Origin of the sequence: Mesorhizobium sp. B2-5-3 (assembly GCF_006441005.1) — a bacterium.
Lineage (GTDB): Bacteria > Pseudomonadota > Alphaproteobacteria > Rhizobiales > Rhizobiaceae > Mesorhizobium.
Map to the genome: position 1 here is coordinate 80,011 of NZ_VFUS01000004.1, position 19,072 is coordinate 99,082.

General features: G+C 64.5%; 16 protein-coding genes. All 16 read left to right on the forward strand.

Going from position 1 to position 19,072, the window contains the following annotated elements:
* The first annotated feature begins 31 nt into the window (after nt 1–31).
* Nucleotides 32–490, forward strand: a complete 459-nt coding sequence (gene mraZ / locus FJ867_RS10705; protein WP_140495198.1) for a division/cell wall cluster transcriptional repressor MraZ — start codon at nt 32–34, stop codon at nt 488–490.
* Nucleotides 487–1,518 carry a 16S rRNA (cytosine(1402)-N(4))-methyltransferase RsmH gene (gene rsmH, locus FJ867_RS10710; RefSeq protein WP_140580014.1) on the forward strand — a complete coding sequence of 344 codons (1,032 nt, stop codon included), beginning with the start codon at nt 487–489 and terminating at the stop codon, nt 1,516–1,518. Before mraZ ends, rsmH begins: the two co-directional genes overlap by 4 nt.
* 4 nt (nt 1,519–1,522) lie before the next feature.
* Entirely contained in the window at nt 1,523–1,918 is a 396-nt protein-coding gene (locus FJ867_RS10715; RefSeq protein WP_140580013.1) for a hypothetical protein, read from the forward strand.
* Nucleotides 1,915–3,624, forward strand: coding sequence for a penicillin-binding protein 2 (locus tag FJ867_RS10720; protein WP_140580012.1), 1,710 nt, complete (start codon nt 1,915–1,917; stop codon nt 3,622–3,624). The genes FJ867_RS10715 and FJ867_RS10720 overlap by 4 nt, the downstream gene beginning before the upstream one ends.
* 54 nt (nt 3,625–3,678) lie before the next feature.
* The gene (locus tag FJ867_RS10725; RefSeq protein WP_140521215.1) at nt 3,679–5,133 is read left to right on the forward strand and encodes a UDP-N-acetylmuramoyl-L-alanyl-D-glutamate--2,6-diaminopimelate ligase; all 1,455 of its coding nucleotides are present in this window, start codon (nt 3,679–3,681) and stop codon (nt 5,131–5,133) included.
* Nucleotides 5,130–6,587 (forward strand): UDP-N-acetylmuramoylalanyl-D-glutamyl-2,6-diaminopimelate--D-alanyl-D-alanine ligase, encoded by a 1,458-nt coding sequence (locus tag FJ867_RS10730; protein WP_140685484.1) that lies wholly within the window; start codon nt 5,130–5,132, stop codon nt 6,585–6,587. Before FJ867_RS10725 ends, FJ867_RS10730 begins: the two co-directional genes overlap by 4 nt.
* A 24-nt stretch (nt 6,588–6,611) precedes the next feature.
* The gene (gene mraY / locus FJ867_RS10735; protein ID WP_140495211.1) at nt 6,612–7,694 is read left to right on the forward strand and encodes a phospho-N-acetylmuramoyl-pentapeptide-transferase; all 1,083 of its coding nucleotides are present in this window, start codon (nt 6,612–6,614) and stop codon (nt 7,692–7,694) included.
* Nucleotides 7,695–7,703: 9 nt separating this feature from the next.
* Nucleotides 7,704–9,104 carry a UDP-N-acetylmuramoyl-L-alanine--D-glutamate ligase gene (gene murD / locus FJ867_RS10740; protein ID WP_140817355.1) on the forward strand — a complete coding sequence of 467 codons (1,401 nt, stop codon included), beginning with the start codon at nt 7,704–7,706 and terminating at the stop codon, nt 9,102–9,104.
* Nucleotides 9,104–10,255 (forward strand): putative lipid II flippase FtsW, encoded by a 1,152-nt coding sequence (gene ftsW, locus FJ867_RS10745; RefSeq protein WP_140516599.1) that lies wholly within the window; start codon nt 9,104–9,106, stop codon nt 10,253–10,255. The genes murD and ftsW overlap by 1 nt, the downstream gene beginning before the upstream one ends.
* Nucleotide 10,256: 1 nt before the next feature.
* Entirely contained in the window at nt 10,257–11,384 is a 1,128-nt protein-coding gene (murG, locus tag FJ867_RS10750) for an undecaprenyldiphospho-muramoylpentapeptide beta-N-acetylglucosaminyltransferase (protein ID WP_140559522.1), read from the forward strand.
* On the forward strand, nt 11,381–12,781 hold the full coding sequence (murC, locus tag FJ867_RS10755; protein ID WP_140495219.1) for a UDP-N-acetylmuramate--L-alanine ligase: 1,401 nt from the start codon (nt 11,381–11,383) through the stop codon (nt 12,779–12,781). Before murG ends, murC begins: the two co-directional genes overlap by 4 nt.
* Nucleotides 12,778–13,743 carry a UDP-N-acetylmuramate dehydrogenase gene (gene murB, locus FJ867_RS10760; RefSeq protein WP_140495221.1) on the forward strand — a complete coding sequence of 322 codons (966 nt, stop codon included), beginning with the start codon at nt 12,778–12,780 and terminating at the stop codon, nt 13,741–13,743. The genes murC and murB overlap by 4 nt, the downstream gene beginning before the upstream one ends.
* Nucleotides 13,744–14,044: 301 nt before the next feature.
* A complete protein-coding gene (locus tag FJ867_RS10765) occupies nt 14,045–14,971 on the forward strand; it encodes a D-alanine--D-alanine ligase (protein WP_140567367.1) in 927 nt (308 codons plus the stop codon).
* Nucleotides 14,959–15,900 carry a cell division protein FtsQ/DivIB gene (locus tag FJ867_RS10770; protein WP_140495225.1) on the forward strand — a complete coding sequence of 314 codons (942 nt, stop codon included), beginning with the start codon at nt 14,959–14,961 and terminating at the stop codon, nt 15,898–15,900. Before FJ867_RS10765 ends, FJ867_RS10770 begins: the two co-directional genes overlap by 13 nt.
* On the forward strand, nt 15,897–17,204 hold the full coding sequence (gene ftsA / locus FJ867_RS10775; protein ID WP_140495227.1) for a cell division protein FtsA: 1,308 nt from the start codon (nt 15,897–15,899) through the stop codon (nt 17,202–17,204). The genes FJ867_RS10770 and ftsA overlap by 4 nt, the downstream gene beginning before the upstream one ends.
* Before the next feature lie 66 nt (nt 17,205–17,270).
* Complete coding sequence (gene ftsZ / locus FJ867_RS10780) at nt 17,271–18,953, forward strand: cell division protein FtsZ (RefSeq protein ID WP_140580006.1); 1,683 nt, start codon at nt 17,271–17,273, stop codon at nt 18,951–18,953.
* Nucleotides 18,954–19,072: the final 119 nt, after the last annotated feature.

Consider the following 19,072-nt stretch of genomic DNA (forward strand, 5'->3'; position numbering starts at 1 on the left):
GGTGCGGCGGCGCAAGCGGCCGTGACGTGTGATGGACCGGTTTCTGTCGAACACGGTGAGCAGGATCGATGCGAAGGGGCGGGTGTCCGTTCCTGCGCATTTTCGCGCCGTCGTTCAGAAACGCGGCTATTCGGATCTCTACGCGCTGCGTTGCCTGGATCTGCCGGCCATGGATGTCGGCGGGCCCGACCTGCTCGACCGCTACGAGCAGCGCATCGCGCTCGAGGACCCGTTCCAGCAGACGGCGGACGACATGTCGTTCTTCTGCCATGGCGACGGAACATTCCTGAAGCTGGACCAGGATGGTCGCATCACGATCAGCGACTTCATCCGCGAACATGCCGGCCTTTCGGCGGAAGTAGCCTTTGTCGGGCGCGGCAATTTCTTTCAGATCTGGGAGCCGGGACGGCTTGCGGCCTACGGAGCGCAGGCGCGGGCCCGGCTTTTGCAGCTTCGGCAGGGGACGAAGCCTGGGGAGCGACCGGAATGACGGTGGGCCACGGCGATGATATCAACGCCGTTGGCGGACCGGCCCGCCACATTCCGGTCCTCCTTGCCGAAGTGTTGCAGGCGCTCTCGCCAGCGGAAGGGGACGTCATCGTCGACGGCACGTTCGGCGCCGGCGGCTACACCAAGGCCATCCTGGCGGCCGGCGCGTCCGTGGTTGCCATTGATCGCGATCCGGATGCCATAGCGGCTGGTCGCAATCTCGAAGCCCAATCAGGCGGCCGCCTGCGATTGGTGCAGGCGCCATTCTCGATGCTGGATCAGCATGTCGAAAGTGCCCACGGTGTCGTGCTCGACATCGGCGTTTCCTCGATGCAGCTCGACCAGGCGGAGCGCGGGTTTTCGTTCCGCGCCGATGGGCCTCTCGACATGCGCATGGCGCAGGCGGGCCTCAGCGCCGCAGATGTCGTCAACAACTTCAAGCCGGGCGATCTTGCCCGCATCTTCGGCTTCCTCGGGGAGGAGCGCCACGCCGGGCGCATCGCGCGCATGATCGAAGCGCGTCGCGAAAAGCGTCCGTTCGAGCGCACGCTGGAGCTTGCCGACGCCATCGAGACGCATATCGGCCGGGCGCCGAAGGACAAGATCCATCCCGCCACCCGCGTCTTTCAGGCGCTGCGCATCTTCGTCAATGACGAGCTCGGTGAGTTGGCCAAGGCGCTGTTCGCCGCCGAGCGAGCGCTGAAGCCGGGCGGACGACTTGCCGTGGTGACATTCCATTCGCTGGAGGACCGCATCGTCAAGCGCTTCATTGCCGATCGCTCCGACGCCGCGAGCGGCTCGCGCCACATGCCGGAGGCACGGGCACGCAGTGCCACCTTCAGCAAGTCCGGCGGCGGCGTGACGCCGGGTGATGCCGAGACTGCGGCCAACCCGCGCGCCCGCTCGGCAAGGCTGCGCGCCGCCATCCGCACCGATGCGCCGGCGCGTGCCGTCGATTTTTCGATTTTCGGCCTTCCAAAACTTCCCGGCCCAAAACTTCCCGGCATCGAGCGGCCGGGGGAGAGGTAAGCACGTGTTTCGTTCCAGCGACATCGTCCTCATCGCCGTCATGGTCTCGGCGGCGGCCCTGACCTACAAAACCAAGCGCGAGGCCGAGGACCAATTGGCTGCAGTGCAGAAAATCCATGCTGAAATACGCTACGAGGAGGACACGATCGACCTGCTCAAGGCTGACTGGAGCCTGCTCACCCAGCCGTCGCGGCTACAGAAGCTCGCCGAACTCTACAAGTCGCAGCTTGAACTGGAGCCGGTCAGCGCGCACCAGATCGTCGGCCTCGGCGACCTGCCAGCCAAAGCCCTCGACATCCAGGACATCCTGAACGGGCGCCAAGGCGGCATGGCAGACAATTCCGGCAACACACCCTCGGACGGCAAGGATCCCATCGTGACCGGAGGCATCGCCCAATGATCGGCAAACTGCTGAAACGTCGCCCCAGGGCCAGCGAAGACGGTTCGATCGTGGTCGATGGCGCCCGCAAGGCGACCGGAGGCAAGGGCAAGGCGCGCATCGTCATGACGATGGCGGTGTTCTTCGGCATCTTCTCGATCATTTCCGGGCGGCTGGTCTATCTCGGCTTCCAGACCCCCGACATGTCGGGCGGCCCGCAGAGCCGGGTGACGGCCTCGCGGCCCGACATTGTCGATCGCAACGGCGAGGTGCTGGCGACGGACATCAAGACGGCATCGCTGTTTGCAGAGCCGCGCCGCATCGTCGACGCCGACGAGGCGATCGAAAAGCTGTCGACGGTGCTGCCGGAGATCGATTACGAGCAGACGTATCATAAGCTGAAGAGCGGCGCCGGCTTCGTCTGGTTGCAGCGGCAGCTGACCCCCAAGCAGCAGGCCGACATCATGCAGCTCGGCATTCCCGGTTTCGGCTTCCGCACCGAGAAGCGCCGTTTCTATCCCAGTGGTGAAACCTCGTCCTACATTGTCGGCCTGACCAATATCGACAATCAAGGCATCTCCGGCATGGAGAAATATATCGACGAGCAGGGTCTGAGCGACCTGCAGGCGTCGGGCCTGGCGGTGGCGAAGGATCTCAAGCCGGTGAAGCTCTCGATCGATCTGCGCGTCCAGCACGTGGTGCGCGACGAGATTGCTGCCGGCCTGGAGCGCTATCGCGCCATGGGCGCGGGCGCCGTCGTGCTCAACGTCAAGACCGGCGAAGTGGTGGCCATGGCCTCGGTGCCGGATTTTGATCCGAACAATCCCTACAATGCACAAGACAAGGACCGGCTGAACCGGATGTCGGCGGGGCTCTATGAGATGGGCTCGACCTTCAAGAGCTTCACATCAGCCATGGCGCTCGATTCCGGCAAGGCGACGATGGCGAGCCGCTTCGACGCTTCGCATCCAATCCGGGTCGGCCATCAGGCCATTCACGATTTCCACGGCAAGAACCGCGTGCTGTCGTTGCCGGAGGTGTTCCTCTATTCATCCAACATCGGGTCGGCCAGGGAGGCCGAACTGGTCGGCATCGAGGCGCACCGCGAATTCCTGCATCGTCTTGGCATCTTGGACAAGATGCAGACCGAACTGCCGGAAGTCGCTCGTCCGACTGAGCCGAAGGTCTGGAAACAGGTCAACTCGTTCACCATCGCCTTCGGTCATGGCGTGTCGACGACACCGTTGCAGGCGGCTGTCGGCTGCGCGGCGCTGATCAATGGCGGATATCTGATGGAGCCGACATTCCTGATCCGCAGCCAGCAGGACGCGATGGCGGCGGCCAAGAAAGTGGTAGCCGACAAAACGGTCGAGGGCATGCGCTATCTCTACATGCTCAACGCCGAGAAGGGCTCGGCCAGAAATGCCAGGGTCCCCGGCTACCGCGTTGGCGGCAAGACCGGAACAGCCGAGAAGGTCATCAATGGCCGCTACTCGAAGGAGTTGAATTTCAATACGTTCGTCGCCGCATTCCCGATGGACGATCCGCAATATCTCGTGTTTACGATTGCCGATGCTCCGCACCCGGAAAAGCCGGGCATGACGGACGTCGCGGCCGCGAATGCCGGGGTCATGGCCGGCAATATCATCAGGCGTTCCGCAGCCATGCTTGGCGTGAAGCCAGATTTCAGCCATGAAAATGGTGCAACGCTGGTTTCCTATCAATGATTCTTAGGGCGCGCCGGCAACTGCGCGCTATTTTGTTGCGGTGAACGGAACTCGATGAAGCTCAAAAATCTAACCGGTATCCTGCCAGTCGAAGGAACAGCTTCCGCCGATCTGGAGGTTACCGGCATCTCTTCGGATTCCCGCCAGGTAAAACCCGGCGTCGTCTTTTTCGCGCTCGCTGGAAGCAAGGCGGATGGCGCCGCCTATGCCGCGGACGCCGCCGCACGAGGGGCTGCCGCCATCGTCGCGGGCAAGGACAGCGCCCTTGGGGGACTGCCGGTTCCAGTGTTGGCCGTCGATGACCCGCGCCTGGCGCTGGCCCTGAGCGCGGCCCGTTATTTCGGCAAACAGCCGCAGACGATGGTGGCCGTCACCGGCACCAGCGGCAAGACCTCGGTCGCCGCTTTCGTCAGGCAGATCTGGGAGCAGGCCGGCTTTGCCGCGGCCTCGATCGGCACCACCGGCGTGGTGGCGCCGGGCCGCAACGATTATGGCTCGCTGACGACGCCAGATCCCGTCGCCTTGCATCAGCTGTTGCTTGAACTGGCGGACGCCGGCGTCACCCATGCCTCCATGGAGGCCTCCAGCCATGGTCTCGACCAGCGCCGTCTCGACGGCGTCAGGCTGGCCGCCGGCGGCTTCACCAATCTCGGCCGCGACCACATGGACTACCATCCGACGGTCGAGGACTATCACCGGGCCAAGCTGCGTCTGTTTGATGCGCTGCTGCCGAAGGGCGCGCCGGCCGTGATCTTCGCCGACGATCCGTGGTCGGCGCCAACCATCCAGGCGGCGAAGGCCGCAAGGCTCGGCGTGCTGACGGTCGGCCGCCACGGCGATTTCCTGACGCTGAAGCGGGTCGAGCATGAGCGCCACCGCCAACGTGCCGAGGTCGAGGCCGACGGGATGCTCTACGAGATCGACCTGCCGCTGGCCGGCGATTTCCAGATAGCCAACGCGCTGGTTTCGGCCGGGCTTGCCATCTCCACGGGAACGCCAGTCGCCAAGGCCTTGAAGGCATTGGAGAAACTCAAGGGCGCACCCGGCCGGCTCGACCTTGTCGGGACGACTGCAAACGGCGCGCCGGTCTATGTCGATTATGCGCATAAGCCGGACGCGCTGGAAAACGTGCTTGCCTCGGTGCGCCCGTTCACTACCGGCCGGGTCATCGTCGTGTTCGGCTGCGGCGGCGACCGCGATCGCGGCAAGCGGACGATCATGGGCGAGATCGCGACGCGGCTCGCCGACGTCGTCATCGTCACCGACGACAATCCGCGCTCGGAAGTGCCGGAGACGATCCGGGCCGCGATCCTTGCCGCCGCTCCCGGCGCGATCGAGATCGGTGACCGGCGCGCGGCGATCCACGAGGCCGTTGCCATGTTGCATGCCGGGGACACGCTGATCGTGGCCGGCAAGGGTCATGAGGAAGGCCAGACGATCGGCACCGAGACCCTGCATTTCTCCGACCACGAAGAAGTCCGTGCCGCGCTGCTGGAGCGTGCCGCATGAATTTGCTGTGGACATCCGAGACGCTGGTCGCCGCCATGGACGGACGACCGATCGGACCGATGCCGGACGGCGTATCGGGCATTTCGATCGACAGCCGCAGCCTTCAGCCGGGCGACGCCTTCTTCGCCATCAAGGGCGAGGCGATGGACGGCCATGATTTCGCGACCGCCGCCATCAAGGCCGGAGCCGGGGTGCTGGTCGTGGCCGAAGGCAAGCTGCCGTCGCTTGGCCGGCTGACGGCGCCGATGATCGTCGTCGAGGACGTGCTGGTGGCGCTGGAAAAGCTCGGTGTCGCATCGCGGGACCGTTCCCAGGCCAAGATCATCGCGGTGACCGGTTCGGCGGGCAAGACGACCACCAAGGAAGCGCTGCGCCACGTGCTGTCGGCGGTCGGCAAGGTGCATGCCTCGGCGCAGTCGTTCAACAACCATTGGGGCGTGCCGCTCACCTTGGCGCGCATGCCGGCCGATTGCGACTATGCCGTGTTCGAGATCGGCATGAACCATCCCGACGAGATCAGGCCGCTGGTCAAGATGGTAAGGCCGCATGTCGCCATCGTCACCATGATCGCGGCGGCGCATCTCGGCTTCTTCCGCAATCTGGACGAGATCGCCAAGGCGAAGGCCGAAATTTTCGAAGGGCTGGAACCTGGCGGCGCGGCGATCCTCAACCGCGACGACGCGCGTTTCAAGCTTCTCGACAAGATGGCGCACGCCGCCGGCGTCGAGCATGTCTATGGGTTCGGCGAGCACGCGCGCTCAACCTTCAGACTGGTCAAATGCGAGGTCCATGCCGATCATTCCGACATTGCCGCCAGGATCGGCGGTCACGAGGTGACGGCTCGCATCGGCGCGCCCGGCCGCCACATGGTGCAGAACATTCTGGCGGTCCTCGGCGCGGCCCGTCTGGTCGGCGCCGATCTCGACAAGGTTGCCCTGGCGCTGGCCGATCTCTCGGCTGAGCGCGGCCGCGGCAAACGCCATGTGCTGCATCATCCCGGCGGCCCGACTTCAAGCCACCCCGGTGGACCGATCACGCTGATCGACGAAAGCTACAACGCCAACCCCGCCTCGATGGCGGCCGCCATGGCGCTGCTCAACGCGACGCCGGTGACGGGCGAAGGCCGCCGCATCGCCGTGCTGGGCGATATGCTGGAGCTAGGCGAGTATTCGGCCAAGCTGCATGCTGCACTTGCCGGTCTCATCGTCGGCACCGGCACGCAGACCGTCTTTCTCGGCGGGCCGGAGATGCGGGCGCTGGCGGAAGCGCTGCCGGGCGAGATCAGGACGGAATACCGCGCCGGCGCCGAAGAATTGAAGCCGGTGCTGCTTGCCGCGCTGAGGCCAGGCGACGTGGTGATGATCAAATCGTCGAAGGGCATCGGCTTTGCAAAGCTGGTCGATGCGTTGCTGGGCAAGTTCCCGGCTGAAACGACAATCGGCAAACAGACCTAGGGTCAAGTCGGGGACGAAAAGCGCATGTTCACACTGCTCGTCGATTTCGCGGACAAGATCTCGGTCTTCAATGTCTTCCGCTACATCACCTTCCGTACCGGCGGGGCGCTGATCACCTCGGCGCTGATCGTCTTCATCTTCGGGCCGACCATCATCAATTCGCTCAGGTTGCGCCAGGGCAAGGGCCAACCGATCCGCGCCGACGGGCCGCAGACCCATTTCAAGAAGGCCGGCACGCCGACCATGGGCGGACTGATGATCCTGTCCGGCATCATCGGCTCATCGTTGCTGTGGGCGAACCTGTCGAGCATCTATGTCTGGGTGGTGCTGTTGGTGACGCTGGGCTTCGGCTCGATAGGTTTCTACGACGACTATCTGAAGGTGACGAAGCAGTCGCATCTCGGCTTTTCCGGCAAGGCGCGGCTGGCGCTCGAATTCGTCATCGCCGGCATCGCCGCCTGGGCGATCATGCATAATGGCCAGGCGCCGTTCTCCTCGTCGCTGACATTCCCCTTCGCCAAGGAATTCCTGATCAATCTCGGCTGGTTCTTCGTCCCGTTCTCCTGCTTCGTCATCGTGGGGGCGGGCAATGCGGTGAACCTCACCGACGGCCTGGATGGCCTGGCCATCGTGCCGATCATGATCGCGGCGGCGTCCTTCGGCGTCATTGCCTATCTCTCCGGCAATGCCGTATTCGCCGAGTATTTGCAGATCCATTTCGTGCCCGGCACCGGCGAACTGGCTGTTGTGCTAGGCGCGGTCATCGGCGCCGGCCTCGGCTTTCTCTGGTTCAACGCGCCGCCGGCGGCGATTTTCATGGGCGACACCGGCTCGCTGGCCATGGGCGGGCTGATCGGCACCGTTGCGGTCGCCACCAAGCACGAGATCGTGCTGGTCATCGTCGGCGGGCTGTTCGTGGTCGAGATCCTGTCCGTCATCATCCAGGTCGGCTACTTCAAGATGACCGGCAAGCGTGTGTTCCTAATGGCGCCGATCCATCACCACTTCGAAAAGCTCGGCTGGACCGAAAGCCAGGTGGTGATCCGCTTCTGGATCATCGCCGTCATCCTGGCGCTGGTCGGCCTTTCCACCCTCAAGCTCAGATAGGCGCGCCCCGTGATTCCCGCCGCATCCTTCGCAGGCAAGCGTGTTTCGCTCTTCGGGCTCGGCGGCTCGGGGATCGCGACCGCGCACGCGCTGATCGAGGGCGGGGCTGAGGTTCTGGCCTGGGACGACAATCCCAACAGTGTCGCCAAGGCGGCAGCCGCCGGGATTGCAACCGGCGACCTGCACACAGCCGACTGGGCCACGTTCTCCGCTTTCGTGCTGTCGCCCGGCGTGCCGCTGACGCATCCCAAACCGCACTGGACGGTGGAACTGGCGCGCGGTTCGGGTGTCGAGATCATCGGCGACGTCGAGCTTTTCTGCCGCGAGCGGACGCTCGGCGCGCCAGCCGCCCCCTTCATCGCCATCACCGGCACCAACGGCAAGTCGACGACCACGGCGCTGACGGCGCATATATTGAAGGCTTCCGGCCGCGATACGCAGATGGGCGGCAATATCGGCCGCGCCGTGATGACACTCGATCCGCCGCAACCCGACCGGCACTATGTCGTCGAATGCTCGTCCTACCAGATCGACCTCGCACCATCGATCAATCCGACGGCCGGCATCCTGCTCAATTTGACGCCGGATCACCTCGACCGTCACGGCACCATGCAGCATTACGCTTCGATCAAGGAGCGGCTGGTTGCCGGCAGCGAGACCGCGATCGTCGGCATCGACGATTCCTGGTGTGCGCAGATTGCCGAACGGCTGGAGCGGGCGGGGCGGCACGTCATCCGCATTTCGAAGCGGCTGCCGCTGACCGACGGCTATTTCGCCGATGGCACCAATTTGATGGAAGCGGTGCATGGCCGCTACAGCCGGGTCGCCTTCCTCGAAGGCATCGGCTCGCTGCGCGGGCAGCACAATGCGCAAAACGCGCTTGCCGCGGTGGCCGCCTGCCTCAAGGTCGGGCTCGACCTCGGCGAGATCCAGTCCGGACTGGAAAGCTTTCCGGGCCTGGCGCATCGCATGGAGCAGGTCGGCCGCAAGGACCACGTGCTGTTCGTCAACGATTCCAAGGCGACCAACGCCGATGCGGCGGCACCCGCCCTGTCGAGCTTTTCACGCATCTACTGGATCGCCGGCGGCCTGCCCAAGGAAGGCGGCATCGAGCCGCTGCGCGGCTTCTTCCCGCGTATCGCCAAGGCCTATCTGATCGGCGAGGCAGCGCCGGCCTTTTCGGCGACGCTGGGCGAGGCGGTGCCGTATGAGATATCGGGCACGCTTGCAGCCGCGGTCGAGCATGCCGCGCATGATGCGGCCAAGGACGATGGCGGCGAGGCGGTGGTGCTGTTGTCGCCGGCCTGCGCCAGTTTCGACCAATTTAAGAATTTCGAGGTCCGCGGCGAAGCCTTCAGGCAAGCTGCGAATGCTATCGAGGGCGTCAAACCCATCGGAGGGGCACGATAATGCAGAGCCGTCTCGACAAAAGCCCGGTTGCGACCTGGTGGTGGACCATCGATCGCTGGTTTCTGGCGGCGTTCCTGTCGCTGATGGGGCTGGGCATAGTTTTGTCCTTCGCCGCAAGTCCCGCGGTCGCCGAACGCATCGGCCTCGACAGTTTCCATTTCGCGACCAGGCAGATCATCTTCACCGTGCCGGCGCTCGGCGTGATGCTGGCGGTGTCCTTCCTCGATTCCAGAGAAATCCGGCGCATGGCGCTGATCATGCTGTGCCTGATGCTGGTGCTGATGGTGGCGGTGCTCTACATCGGCGTCGAGGTGAAAGGCGCGCGGCGCTGGGTGTCGCTTGCCGGCCTGTCGATCCAGCCCTCGGAGTTTTTGAAACCCGCCTTTGTCATCATGTGCGCCTGGCTGTTCGCCGAACACAAGCGCCAGCCCGACATTCCGGGCAATCTCTTCGCCATGTTGCTCTTGGTACTGGTCGTATCGCTGCTGGTGGCGCAGCCGGACCTCGGCCAGACCATGCTGACGACCGGCACCTGGGGCATCATGTTCTTCATGGCGGGGCTGCCATGGCTGTGGATCGTCGTGCTCGGAGCGGCCGGCGTCGGCGGCGTCTTTGCCGCCTATACGGTATTTCCGCACGTCGCCCTGCGTATCGACAAGTTCCTCACTGGCGAAGGCGACACGTTCCAGGTCGATATGGGCCGCGACGCATTGATCAATGGCGGCTGGTTCGGCGTCGGGCCGGGCGAGGGCACCGTCAAGCGGGTCATCCCCGACAGCCATGCCGATTTCGTCTTTTCGGTCGCGGGCGAGGAATTCGGATTGATCATGTGTTTCTTCATCATGTCCATCTTCGCCTTCATCGTGCTGCGCGGCCTCAACACGGCGCTGAAGGAGCATGACGATTTCACCCGCTATGCGGTCGGCGGCCTCGTCACCGTGTTCGGCCTGCAGGCAGTCATCAACATGTGCGTCAACCTGCAGCTGGTGCCGGCCAAGGGCATGACGCTGCCGTTCATCTCCTATGGCGGCTCTTCGCAGATTGCCATCGCCATCTCGATGGGAATGGTGCTGGCGCTGACGCGCAAGCGACCGGAAAAGCGCAAGCAGGTGGGCTTTGCCTTGCCACAGCGCGCCATGCCGGCGGAGTGACATGGCCAGAGGCGTTATCCTTCTCTCGGCGGGCGGAACCGGCGGACATCTGTTTCCGGCCGAGGCACTGGCGCATGAGTTGAACGCGCGTGGCTGGACGGTGCATCTGGCGACCGACGACCGCGCTGAGCGCTTTGCCGGCCACTTCCCGGCCGCCGCCATCCACCCGATCCAGTCCGCGACGCTGGGCTCCAAAAATCCTGTTGCCCTGCTTGGCGCTTTCTGGAAAATCTGGCGCGGCGTGCGCCAGGCGTCCGCCATCATCGGCAGGATCAAGCCCGACACCGTGGTCGGCTTTGGCGGCTATCCGACCTTGCCGCCGCTCTACGCCGCGACGCGGCGCAAGGTGCCGACGCTGATCCACGAGCAGAACGCGGTGATGGGACGCGCCAACCGGGCGCTGGCCAGCCGCGTCGATGCGATTGCCGGTGGCTTCCTGCCCCAAGACGAAAGCGCCGTCGGCGCCAAGACGGTGACGACAGGCAATCCGGTTCGCCCACAGGTGCTCGAAGCCGCAAAGACCGCCTACGTCGCCTCGGCCGGAGATGATCCCTTCCGCCTGCTGGTGTTCGGCGGCAGCCAGGGCGCGCAGTTCTTCTCCGATGCGGTGCCGGCGGCCGTCGCCTTGCTCCCCGACGCACTCCGCAAGCGGCTGGTGATCACGCAGCAGGCTCGGGCCGATGATGTCGGGCGGGTGAAGGCGGCCTATGCAGCGCTTGGCGTCGGTGTCGAGGTCTCGCCCTTCTTCAGCGACATGGCGGCGCGTATAGCGGCCGCACAGTTGGTGATGTCGCGCTCCGGCGCGTCGACCGTCTCGGAAATCGCGGTCATCGGGCGGCCGGCGCTGCTGGTGCCCTATCCCTATGCGCTCGATCACGACCAGGCCGCGAACGCAGCCGCTCTTGCGGCCGCCGGCGGTGGCGAAGTGGAACCGCAATCCTCACTTTCGCCCGAGCGCATCGCGGCGCTGATCGGCGCCCTGATGGCCGAGCCCGAACGGCTCACGGCAATGGCTGCGGCGGCGAAGTCGGTCGGCAAACCGGACGCCGCACGGTTGCTCGCCGATCTCACAGAGGCTATTGCGTCCCGCAAAACCGTTTCGGATTTTAAGAAGGGAACGCACGCATGAAGATGCCGCAGACCATAGGCCTCGTGCATTTCATCGGCATTGGCGGCATCGGCATGAGTGGCATCGCCGAAGTGCTGCACAATCTCGGCTACAAGGTGCAGGGATCCGACCAGGCCGACAGCGCCAATGTGCAGCGGCTGCGCGACAAGGGGATCGAATGCTTTGTCGGCCACAGGGAAGAAAACCTCGGCGATGCCGAAGTGGTGGTTGTCTCGACGGCTATCAAGAAATCCAACCCCGAACTGAAGGCGGCACGGGAGAAATTGCTGCCGATCGTGCGCCGCGCCGAAATGCTGGCCGAACTGATGCGCTTCCGCCAGGCAGTGGCGATCGGCGGCACGCACGGCAAGACGACGACGACCTCGATGGTAGCGACGCTGCTCGAAGCCGGCGGGCTCGACCCGACCGTCATCAATGGCGGCATCATCAACGCCTATGGCACCAATGCGCGCATGGGGGACGGCGAGTGGATGGTGGTCGAAGCCGACGAGAGCGACGGGACCTTCCTCAAGCTGCCGGCCGATATCGCCGTCGTCACCAATATCGATCCCGAACATCTCGATCACTACGGCAGTTTCGAGAAGGTGCGCGAAGCCTTCCGCCAGTTCGTCGAGAACGTGCCGTTCTACGGCTTCGGCGTCATGTGCACCGACCACCCGGAGGTGCAGGCGCTGGTCGGCCGAATCGAGGATCGCCGCGTCATCACCTATGGCGAGAACGCGCAGGCCGACGTGCGCTTCACCAACCATCGCATGGCCGGCGCGACCTCGGAATTCGACGTGGTGATCCGCGACCGCAAGGGACGCGGCCAGACGACGATATCGGATCTGCGCCTGCCGATGCCCGGCCGCCACAACGTTTCCAATGCGACGGCGGCGATCGCGGTGGCGCATGAGCTCGGTCTGTCGGCCGAGGCGATCAAGAAAGGCCTGTCGTCCTTCGCCGGCGTCAAGCGTCGCTTCACCCAAACCGGCTCCTGGAATGGCGTCGAAGTGTTCGACGATTACGGCCACCATCCGGTCGAGATCGCTGCGGTGCTGAAAGCCGCGCGCAGCGCCACCAAGGGCCGCGTCATCGCCATTGCCCAGCCGCACCGTTTTACCCGGCTGCATGATCTGTTCAATGAGTTCTCCGCCTGCTTCAACGACGCCGACACGGTGATGGTGGCGCCGGTCTACGCCGCCGGCGAGGAGCCGATCGAAGGCGTGACCTCGGATGCGCTGGTGTCGCGCATCCGCGCCGGGGGCCATCGCGACGCGCGCTACATCGAGGGTCCGGAAGCAATAGCGCCTGTTGTCCGTGATCTGGCCAGGCCCGGCGACTTCGTCGTCTTCCTCGGCGCCGGCAACATCACGCAATGGGCCTATGCGCTGCCCAAGGAGCTGGCCGTCTCATGATGCAGGGCCAGGCGCTGATCGACAGACTTGGCGGCCGGCTTGCCGGCCTGCGCGGCCGCATCACGCCGAATGCCGAGATGGACAAGATCACCTGGTTCCGCGCCGGAGGACTGGCCGAGGCGCTCTTTCAGCCAGCGGACGAGGCGGATCTCGCTGCTTTCCTGAAAGCGGTTCCCGAAGAGATACCGCTGACCATAGTCGGCGTCGGCTCGAACTTGCTTGTGCGCGATGGGGGTATTCCGGGTTTCGTCATAAGGCTGTCGGCCAAGGGGTTCGGTGAAACCGAAATTGTTTCGCCGACATCGATCAAGGCTGGCGCGGCCACGCCCGACAAGCGCATCGCCGCGGTGGCGCTGGAAGCCGGCATCGGCGGCTTCCATTTCTACCACGGCATACCGGGCGCCATCGGCGGGGCGCTGAGGATGAACGCCGGCGCCAATGGCGTCGAGACGCGCGAGCGCGTCGTCGAGGTGCGTGCGCTCGACCGCAAAGGCAACGTCCAGACGCTGAGCAATGCCGATATGGGCTATGCCTACCGGCACTCGTCGGCACCGTCCGGGCTGATCTTCACCTCGGCGATTTTCGAGGGCTTTGCCGAGGACAAGGCAGTGATCAAGGCGGCGATGGACGCGGTGCAGAACCATCGCGAGACGGTGCAGCCGATCCGCGAGAAGACCGGTGGCTCGACCTTCAAGAATCCTGAAGGCACCTCAGCCTGGAAAGAGATCGACAAGGCCGGGTGCCGCGGCCTGCTGATCGGCGGCGCGCAGATGTCGCCCATGCACTGCAATTTCATGATCAACACCGGGACAGCGACCGGCTACGAACTCGAATATCTCGGCGAAACGGTGCGCACGCGGGTGCTCGAACATTCCGGCATCCGGCTGCACTGGGAGATCAAGCGCATCGGGGACTTCCGCCCCGGACACGCCGTGCAGGAGTTTCTTGGACAGCTGCTCTAGCCGCGGTTGAAGTTCATGTGACGCATGAACTTCAACCGGTCCGGAACGACCGCGCGACCGTTGCTCCAAAGACTCAACAGCGCGGTTTTCGCATCCATTTTCTCAGAAAGTGAATCTCCCGGAATCATAAGCACTTGCCAGTGAATCAACTCTCTGATTCTCTGCTCCAAAGCGTTTCCTGATTTGAGTCGTTCGACGCGTTTCCCGCGTTTTCCGTCTGGGGGGCAACCTGCCGGGAGACTCGGACTCAATGTTGCGGAAATCTTGGTTTTTGATCCGCCGTGAGAGGGGATGACGGGGAATGAAAAACAAGCATGTGGCCGTCCTGCTGGGTGGTTTCTCGTCCGAGCGGCCCGTGTCCCTGTCTTCGGGGAAGGCCTGTGCCGGTGTGCTTGAGACGGAAGGCTATCAAGTCACGCGCGTCGATGTCGGGCGCGACGTCGGCTCCGTGCTTGCCGATCTCAGGCCCGATGTCGCCTTCAATGCGCTGCATGGTCCTTTTGGCGAGGACGGCACCATTCAGGGCATTCTCGAATATCTCGGCATTCCCTACACCCATTCCGGCGTGCTCGCCTCGGCGCTTGCGATGAACAAGGAGCAGTCGAAGAAAGTCGTGAAATTGGCCGGTGTCCCCGTCGCCGAATCGAAGGTCGCCAATCGCTTCGCCATTCAGAACAACCATCCGATGAAGCCGCCTTATGTGGTGAAGCCGGTCAATGAGGGGTCGAGCTTCGGCGTCGTGATCGTGCATGAGGGGCAGTCGCATCCGCCGCAGGTCATCGGCTCGTCCGAGTGGAAATATGGCGATACCGTCATGGTCGAGCGTTACATCCATGGGCGCGAGCTGACCTGTGCCGTCATGGGCGACGTGGCGCTTGGCGTCTGCGAGATCATCCCGACGGGCCATTCGTTCTATGACTACGATTCAAAATATGTCGCGGGCGGATCAAAACACGAATGCCCCGCAAAAGTTTCACCGAATATTTACCAAAAAATACAGACACTGGCGCTCAAGGCTCACCAAGCTGTCGGCTGTCGGGGCGTTTCCCGGTCGGACTTCCGTTATGACGATCGTCACTCCGAAAATGGCGAGGTTGTATGGCTCGAGGTCAATACCCAGCCGGGCATGACGCCGACGTCTCTGGTGCCTGAAATCGCCGCCCAGGCAGGGCATTCGTTCGGCGATCTGTTGAGTTGGATGGTGGAGGACGCTTCGTGTCTGCGTTGAAATGGGGGCAGGGCAAGGGGAAGGGCGTGGCCGGGCCGGCGCTGTTCAGCCTGCCATTGTCGTTCGACCATTTCGTGCTGCCGCGCGTGCTTCGCCGCCCGGTGCGTATCCTGGCGCGCCTGGGCGAGGGCGAATTCCAGGCGCCGCGCTTCTCCGCCGCGATCATGTCGGCAGTGCTCATTGCCTCGAGCGGCGCCTATGGCGCCTATCTCGGCGGTCATGCCGACGGCATCGTCCAGAGCATCACTGCCCGGACCGGCTTTGCCGTCGACCAGGTCAAGGTGGTCGGCAATCGCCAGACGTCCGAGATCGATATTCTCGACAGGCTCGAGCTCGATGGCTGGACGTCGCTGATCGGCTTCGATGCCGAGGCGGCGCGGGAACGCATCGCCACCTTGCCCTGGATCGAGGTCGCCGCGGTGCGCAAGGTCTATCCGCACACGTTGGAGGTGCGCGTCGAGGAGCGTCAGGCGTTCGCGCTTTGGCAGCAGGGCAGCGATCTCTCCGTCATCGAAAAAGACGGTGCCGTTATCGCACCGTTCTCGGGTGGCAAGCAGGTGCTGCTGCCATTGCTGATCGGAGCCGGCGCGCCGGCCAAGGCGCCGGAATTCCTGGCGAAGATCGAAAAATACCCGGATCTCGCGACCCGCATCAGGGGCTATGTCCGTGTCGGCGATCGGCGCTGGGACCTGAAGCTCGACAACGGCATCACTGTCAAGCTTCCCGAGGATGGCGAGGATCAGGCACTCGCCGAACTCGTCGGCATGGACCATGACAAGGGGCTGTTGTCGCGCGACATCGCCGCCGTCGACATGCGGCTGTCCGACCGGCTGGTCGTGCAACTGACGCCGGAGGCGGCGACCCAGCGCGAAGCCGCGCTCAACGAGAAGCCGAAAATGCTGAAGCGCAAGCCGGAGACGAAGATATGAGCTGGCTTGGCGGTTCAAGCGATGCCTCGTCGCGCCGCTCCGGCACCTTGACGGTACTGGATGTCGGTTCGAACAAGGTCTGCTGCATGGTGGCGAAGCTGAAGCCATGCGATGACGGCAAGCTGCTGCGCGGACGCTCGCACCGCATCCAGGTGATCGGCATCGGACACCAGAAGTCGCAGGGCGTCAAATCGGGCGTCGTCATCGATCTCGACCGTGCCGAACACGCCATTCGCCTCTCCGTCGACGCCGCCGAGCGCATGGCCGGGCTGACGGTCGATTCGCTGATCGTCAACATGACCGCCGGCCGGCTGAAGAGCGAAGCCTTCTCGGCAACCATCAATCTCGGTGGCCATGAGGCCGACGAGGCCGACATCAAGCGGGTGCTCGGTGCCGGCGCCAAGCAGGCGCTGAAGACCGAGCGCGAGGTGGTCCATTCGCTCCCCGTCGGCTTCTCGCTCGACGCTGAGCGCGGCGTGCGCGATCCGCGCGGCATGGTCGGCGACACGCTTGGCGTCGACATGCATGTGCTGACCGGCGACGCCGCTCCGATGCGCAACCTGGAACTCTCCATCAACCGCTCGCATCTTTCGGTAGAGCGCATGGTGGCGACGCCCTATGCCAGCGGGCTGGCGGCATTGGTCGACGACGAGCTGGAACTGGGCGCCGCCTGCATCGATATGGGCGGCGGCACGACGACAATCTCGGTGTTTTCGGAAGGCAAGTTCGTCCATGGAGACGCCATCGCCATCGGCGGCAACCACGTCACGCTGGACATGGCCAAGGGACTGTCGACCTCGCTCGATGCCGCCGAGCGGCTGAAAGTGATGCACGGTTCGGCGTTGCCCGGCAGCGCCGATGACCGCGACCTGGTCTCGATCCAGCCGATCGGCGACGAGGGCGAAGTGCCGCTCCAGATTCCGCGCTCCGTCATGACACGCATCGTGCGCGCCCGCATCGACGAGACGCTCGAGCTTTTGCGCGACCGGCTGAACAAGTCCGGCTACGGCAATGCGGTGGGCAAGCGCGTGGTGCTGACCGGCGGCGCCAGCCAGCTTGCCGGCCTGCCGGAAGCGGCGCGCCGCATCCTGGGGCGCAATGTGCGCATCGGCCGCCCGCTCGGCGTGGCGGGCCTGCCCGAAGCGGCGAAGGGGCCGGCCTTCTCGGCGGCCGTCGGCTTGTTGATCTACCCGCAGATGGCGAGCTTCGAGAGCCATCCGGCGAAAGGAATTTCCGGTCTCAGAATGACCGGAACGGGCGGAAAACTGCATCGCATGAGTCAGTGGTTGAGAGACAGTTTCTAATTGACGGGGACAGCCCCATAAGTGGCCGCGGCGGCGAAGCGGCAGGAAAGGCAAAGGACGGAGACAATGACCATCAATCTGCAAAAGCCGGACATCACCGAGCTTAAGCCACGCATCACCGTGTTCGGCGTCGGCGGCGGCGGCGGCAACGCCGTCAACAACATGATCACCGCCGGTCTGCGCGGCGTCGAGTTCGTTGTCGCCAACACCGACGCGCAGGCGCTGACCATGTCGAAAGCCGACCGGCTGATCCAGCTCGGCGCGCATGTCACCGAGGGGCTCGGCGCCGGATCGCAGCCGGAAGTCGGCCGCGCGGCGGCGGAAGAATGCATCGACGAGATCATCGATCACCTGTCCAACACCCATATGTGCTTCGTCACCGCGGGCATGGGCGGCGGCACGGGCACGGGAGCGGCGCCGGTCGTGGCGCGCGCCGCCCGCGAGAAGGGCATCCTCACTGTCGGCGTCGTCACCAAGCCGTTCCATTTCGAAGGCCAGCGCCGCATGAAGACGGCGGATTTCGGCATCGAGGAATTGCAGAAATGCGTCGACACGCTGATCGTCATCCCTAACCAGAACCTGTTCCGGCTGGCCAATGACAAGACCACCTTCGCCGACGCGTTCGCCATGGCTGACCAGGTGCTCTATTCGGGTGTAGCCTGCATCACCGACCTGATGGTCAAGGAAGGCCTGATCAATCTCGACTTCGCCGACGTTCGTTCGGTGATGCGCGAGATGGGCAAGGCGATGATGGGCACCGGCGAGGCATCGGGCGAGGGCCGCGCGATGGCGGCCGCGGAAGCCGCGATCGCCAACCCGCTGCTCGACGAGACCTCGATGAAGGGCGCCAAGGGCCTGCTGATCTCGATCACCGGCGGCCGCGACCTGACGCTGTTCGAAGTCGACGAAGCGGCGACCCGCATCCGCGAGGAGGTCGACCAGGACGCCAACATCATCCTGGGCGCCACTTTCGACGAGGAGCTCGAAGGCGTCATCCGCGTCTCGGTTGTCGCCACCGGCATCGACAAGTCGGCGGCCGAAATCGCCGCCGCGCCGATCTCGATCCGCACCGCGCCGCAGAAGCCGGCCGCCCGCCCGGCCGTTGCCGCGGCGGAAAGCCGCCCCGCGCCGGTCCAGCAGGCTGCGTACGAGCCGCGCGCCGCCGATCCGGTCGCGGAAGCGATCCAACTGGCCGAAGCAAACGCCGCGGCGATGGCGCAAGCCCGTCCGGCGCCGGTTGCCCATGCGGATGATTTCCGTCCGCAGAGCAAGATCTTCCAGGCTCCGCCGGCGCAGCCGCAACCGATGGTGCAGCCCGTGGTCCAGCAGATCCAGCCGGCGCCTCAGCCGCGCGAGATCCTGCGCGAAGTCCAGCAGCCGGTCGCGATGGCTCCCCAGCGCATGCCGCGCGTCGAGGACTTTCCGCCTGTCGTGAAGGCCGAGGTCGACGCCAAGAGCCGCCCGGCCGACCATGAGAACAGCGGACCGATGGGGCTCTTGAAGCGTCTGACCAACGGCCTGACGCGCCGCGAGGAAGAGCCTGCACGCCTGCAGCCGGCGCAGCCGCGCGAGCCCAAGCTGCGTCAGGCCGCACCGGAAGTGCGCCGTCTGGCAAGCCAGGACGCGCAGCTCTACGCGCCTCGTCGCGGCCAGCTCGACGACCAAGGCCGCCTGACGCCGCAGGCCAGGGCGACTCAGGAGGACGACCAGCTGGAAATTCCGGCGTTCCTGCGTCGCCAGGCCAACTGAGCGGTTAACGGGCTGTAACAATTGTTAACAGGCAAGCAAGGAATTGCTTGCCTGTTAACGTTTAAAAGAATGCAAATTCAAGCACTTAAGAGGCTATCCATATGTCGGTTGCGGTTACA

Bases quoted from the DNA above. Each gene is read 5' to 3' on its own strand.
- murB (WP_140495221.1), top strand. From the start codon at position 12,778: ATGATGCAGGGCCAGGCGCTGATCGACAGACTTGGCGGCCGGCTTGCC.
- murC (WP_140495219.1), top strand. From the start codon at position 11,381: ATGAAGATGCCGCAGACCATAGGCCTCGTGCATTTCATCGGCATTGGC.
- FJ867_RS10765 (WP_140567367.1), top strand. From the start codon at position 14,045: ATGAAAAACAAGCATGTGGCCGTCCTGCTGGGTGGTTTCTCGTCCGAG.
- FJ867_RS10720 (WP_140580012.1), top strand. From the start codon at position 1,915: ATGATCGGCAAACTGCTGAAACGTCGCCCCAGGGCCAGCGAAGACGGT.
- mraZ (WP_140495198.1), top strand. From the start codon at position 32: ATGGACCGGTTTCTGTCGAACACGGTGAGCAGGATCGATGCGAAGGGG.
- ftsA (WP_140495227.1), top strand. From the start codon at position 15,897: ATGAGCTGGCTTGGCGGTTCAAGCGATGCCTCGTCGCGCCGCTCCGGC.
- murG (WP_140559522.1), top strand. From the start codon at position 10,257: ATGGCCAGAGGCGTTATCCTTCTCTCGGCGGGCGGAACCGGCGGACAT.
- ftsZ (WP_140580006.1), top strand. From the start codon at position 17,271: ATGACCATCAATCTGCAAAAGCCGGACATCACCGAGCTTAAGCCACGC.
- mraY (WP_140495211.1), top strand. From the start codon at position 6,612: ATGTTCACACTGCTCGTCGATTTCGCGGACAAGATCTCGGTCTTCAAT.
- ftsW (WP_140516599.1), top strand. From the start codon at position 9,104: ATGCAGAGCCGTCTCGACAAAAGCCCGGTTGCGACCTGGTGGTGGACC.
- rsmH (WP_140580014.1), top strand. From the start codon at position 487: ATGACGGTGGGCCACGGCGATGATATCAACGCCGTTGGCGGACCGGCC.
- FJ867_RS10730 (WP_140685484.1), top strand. From the start codon at position 5,130: ATGAATTTGCTGTGGACATCCGAGACGCTGGTCGCCGCCATGGACGGA.
- FJ867_RS10725 (WP_140521215.1), top strand. From the start codon at position 3,679: ATGAAGCTCAAAAATCTAACCGGTATCCTGCCAGTCGAAGGAACAGCT.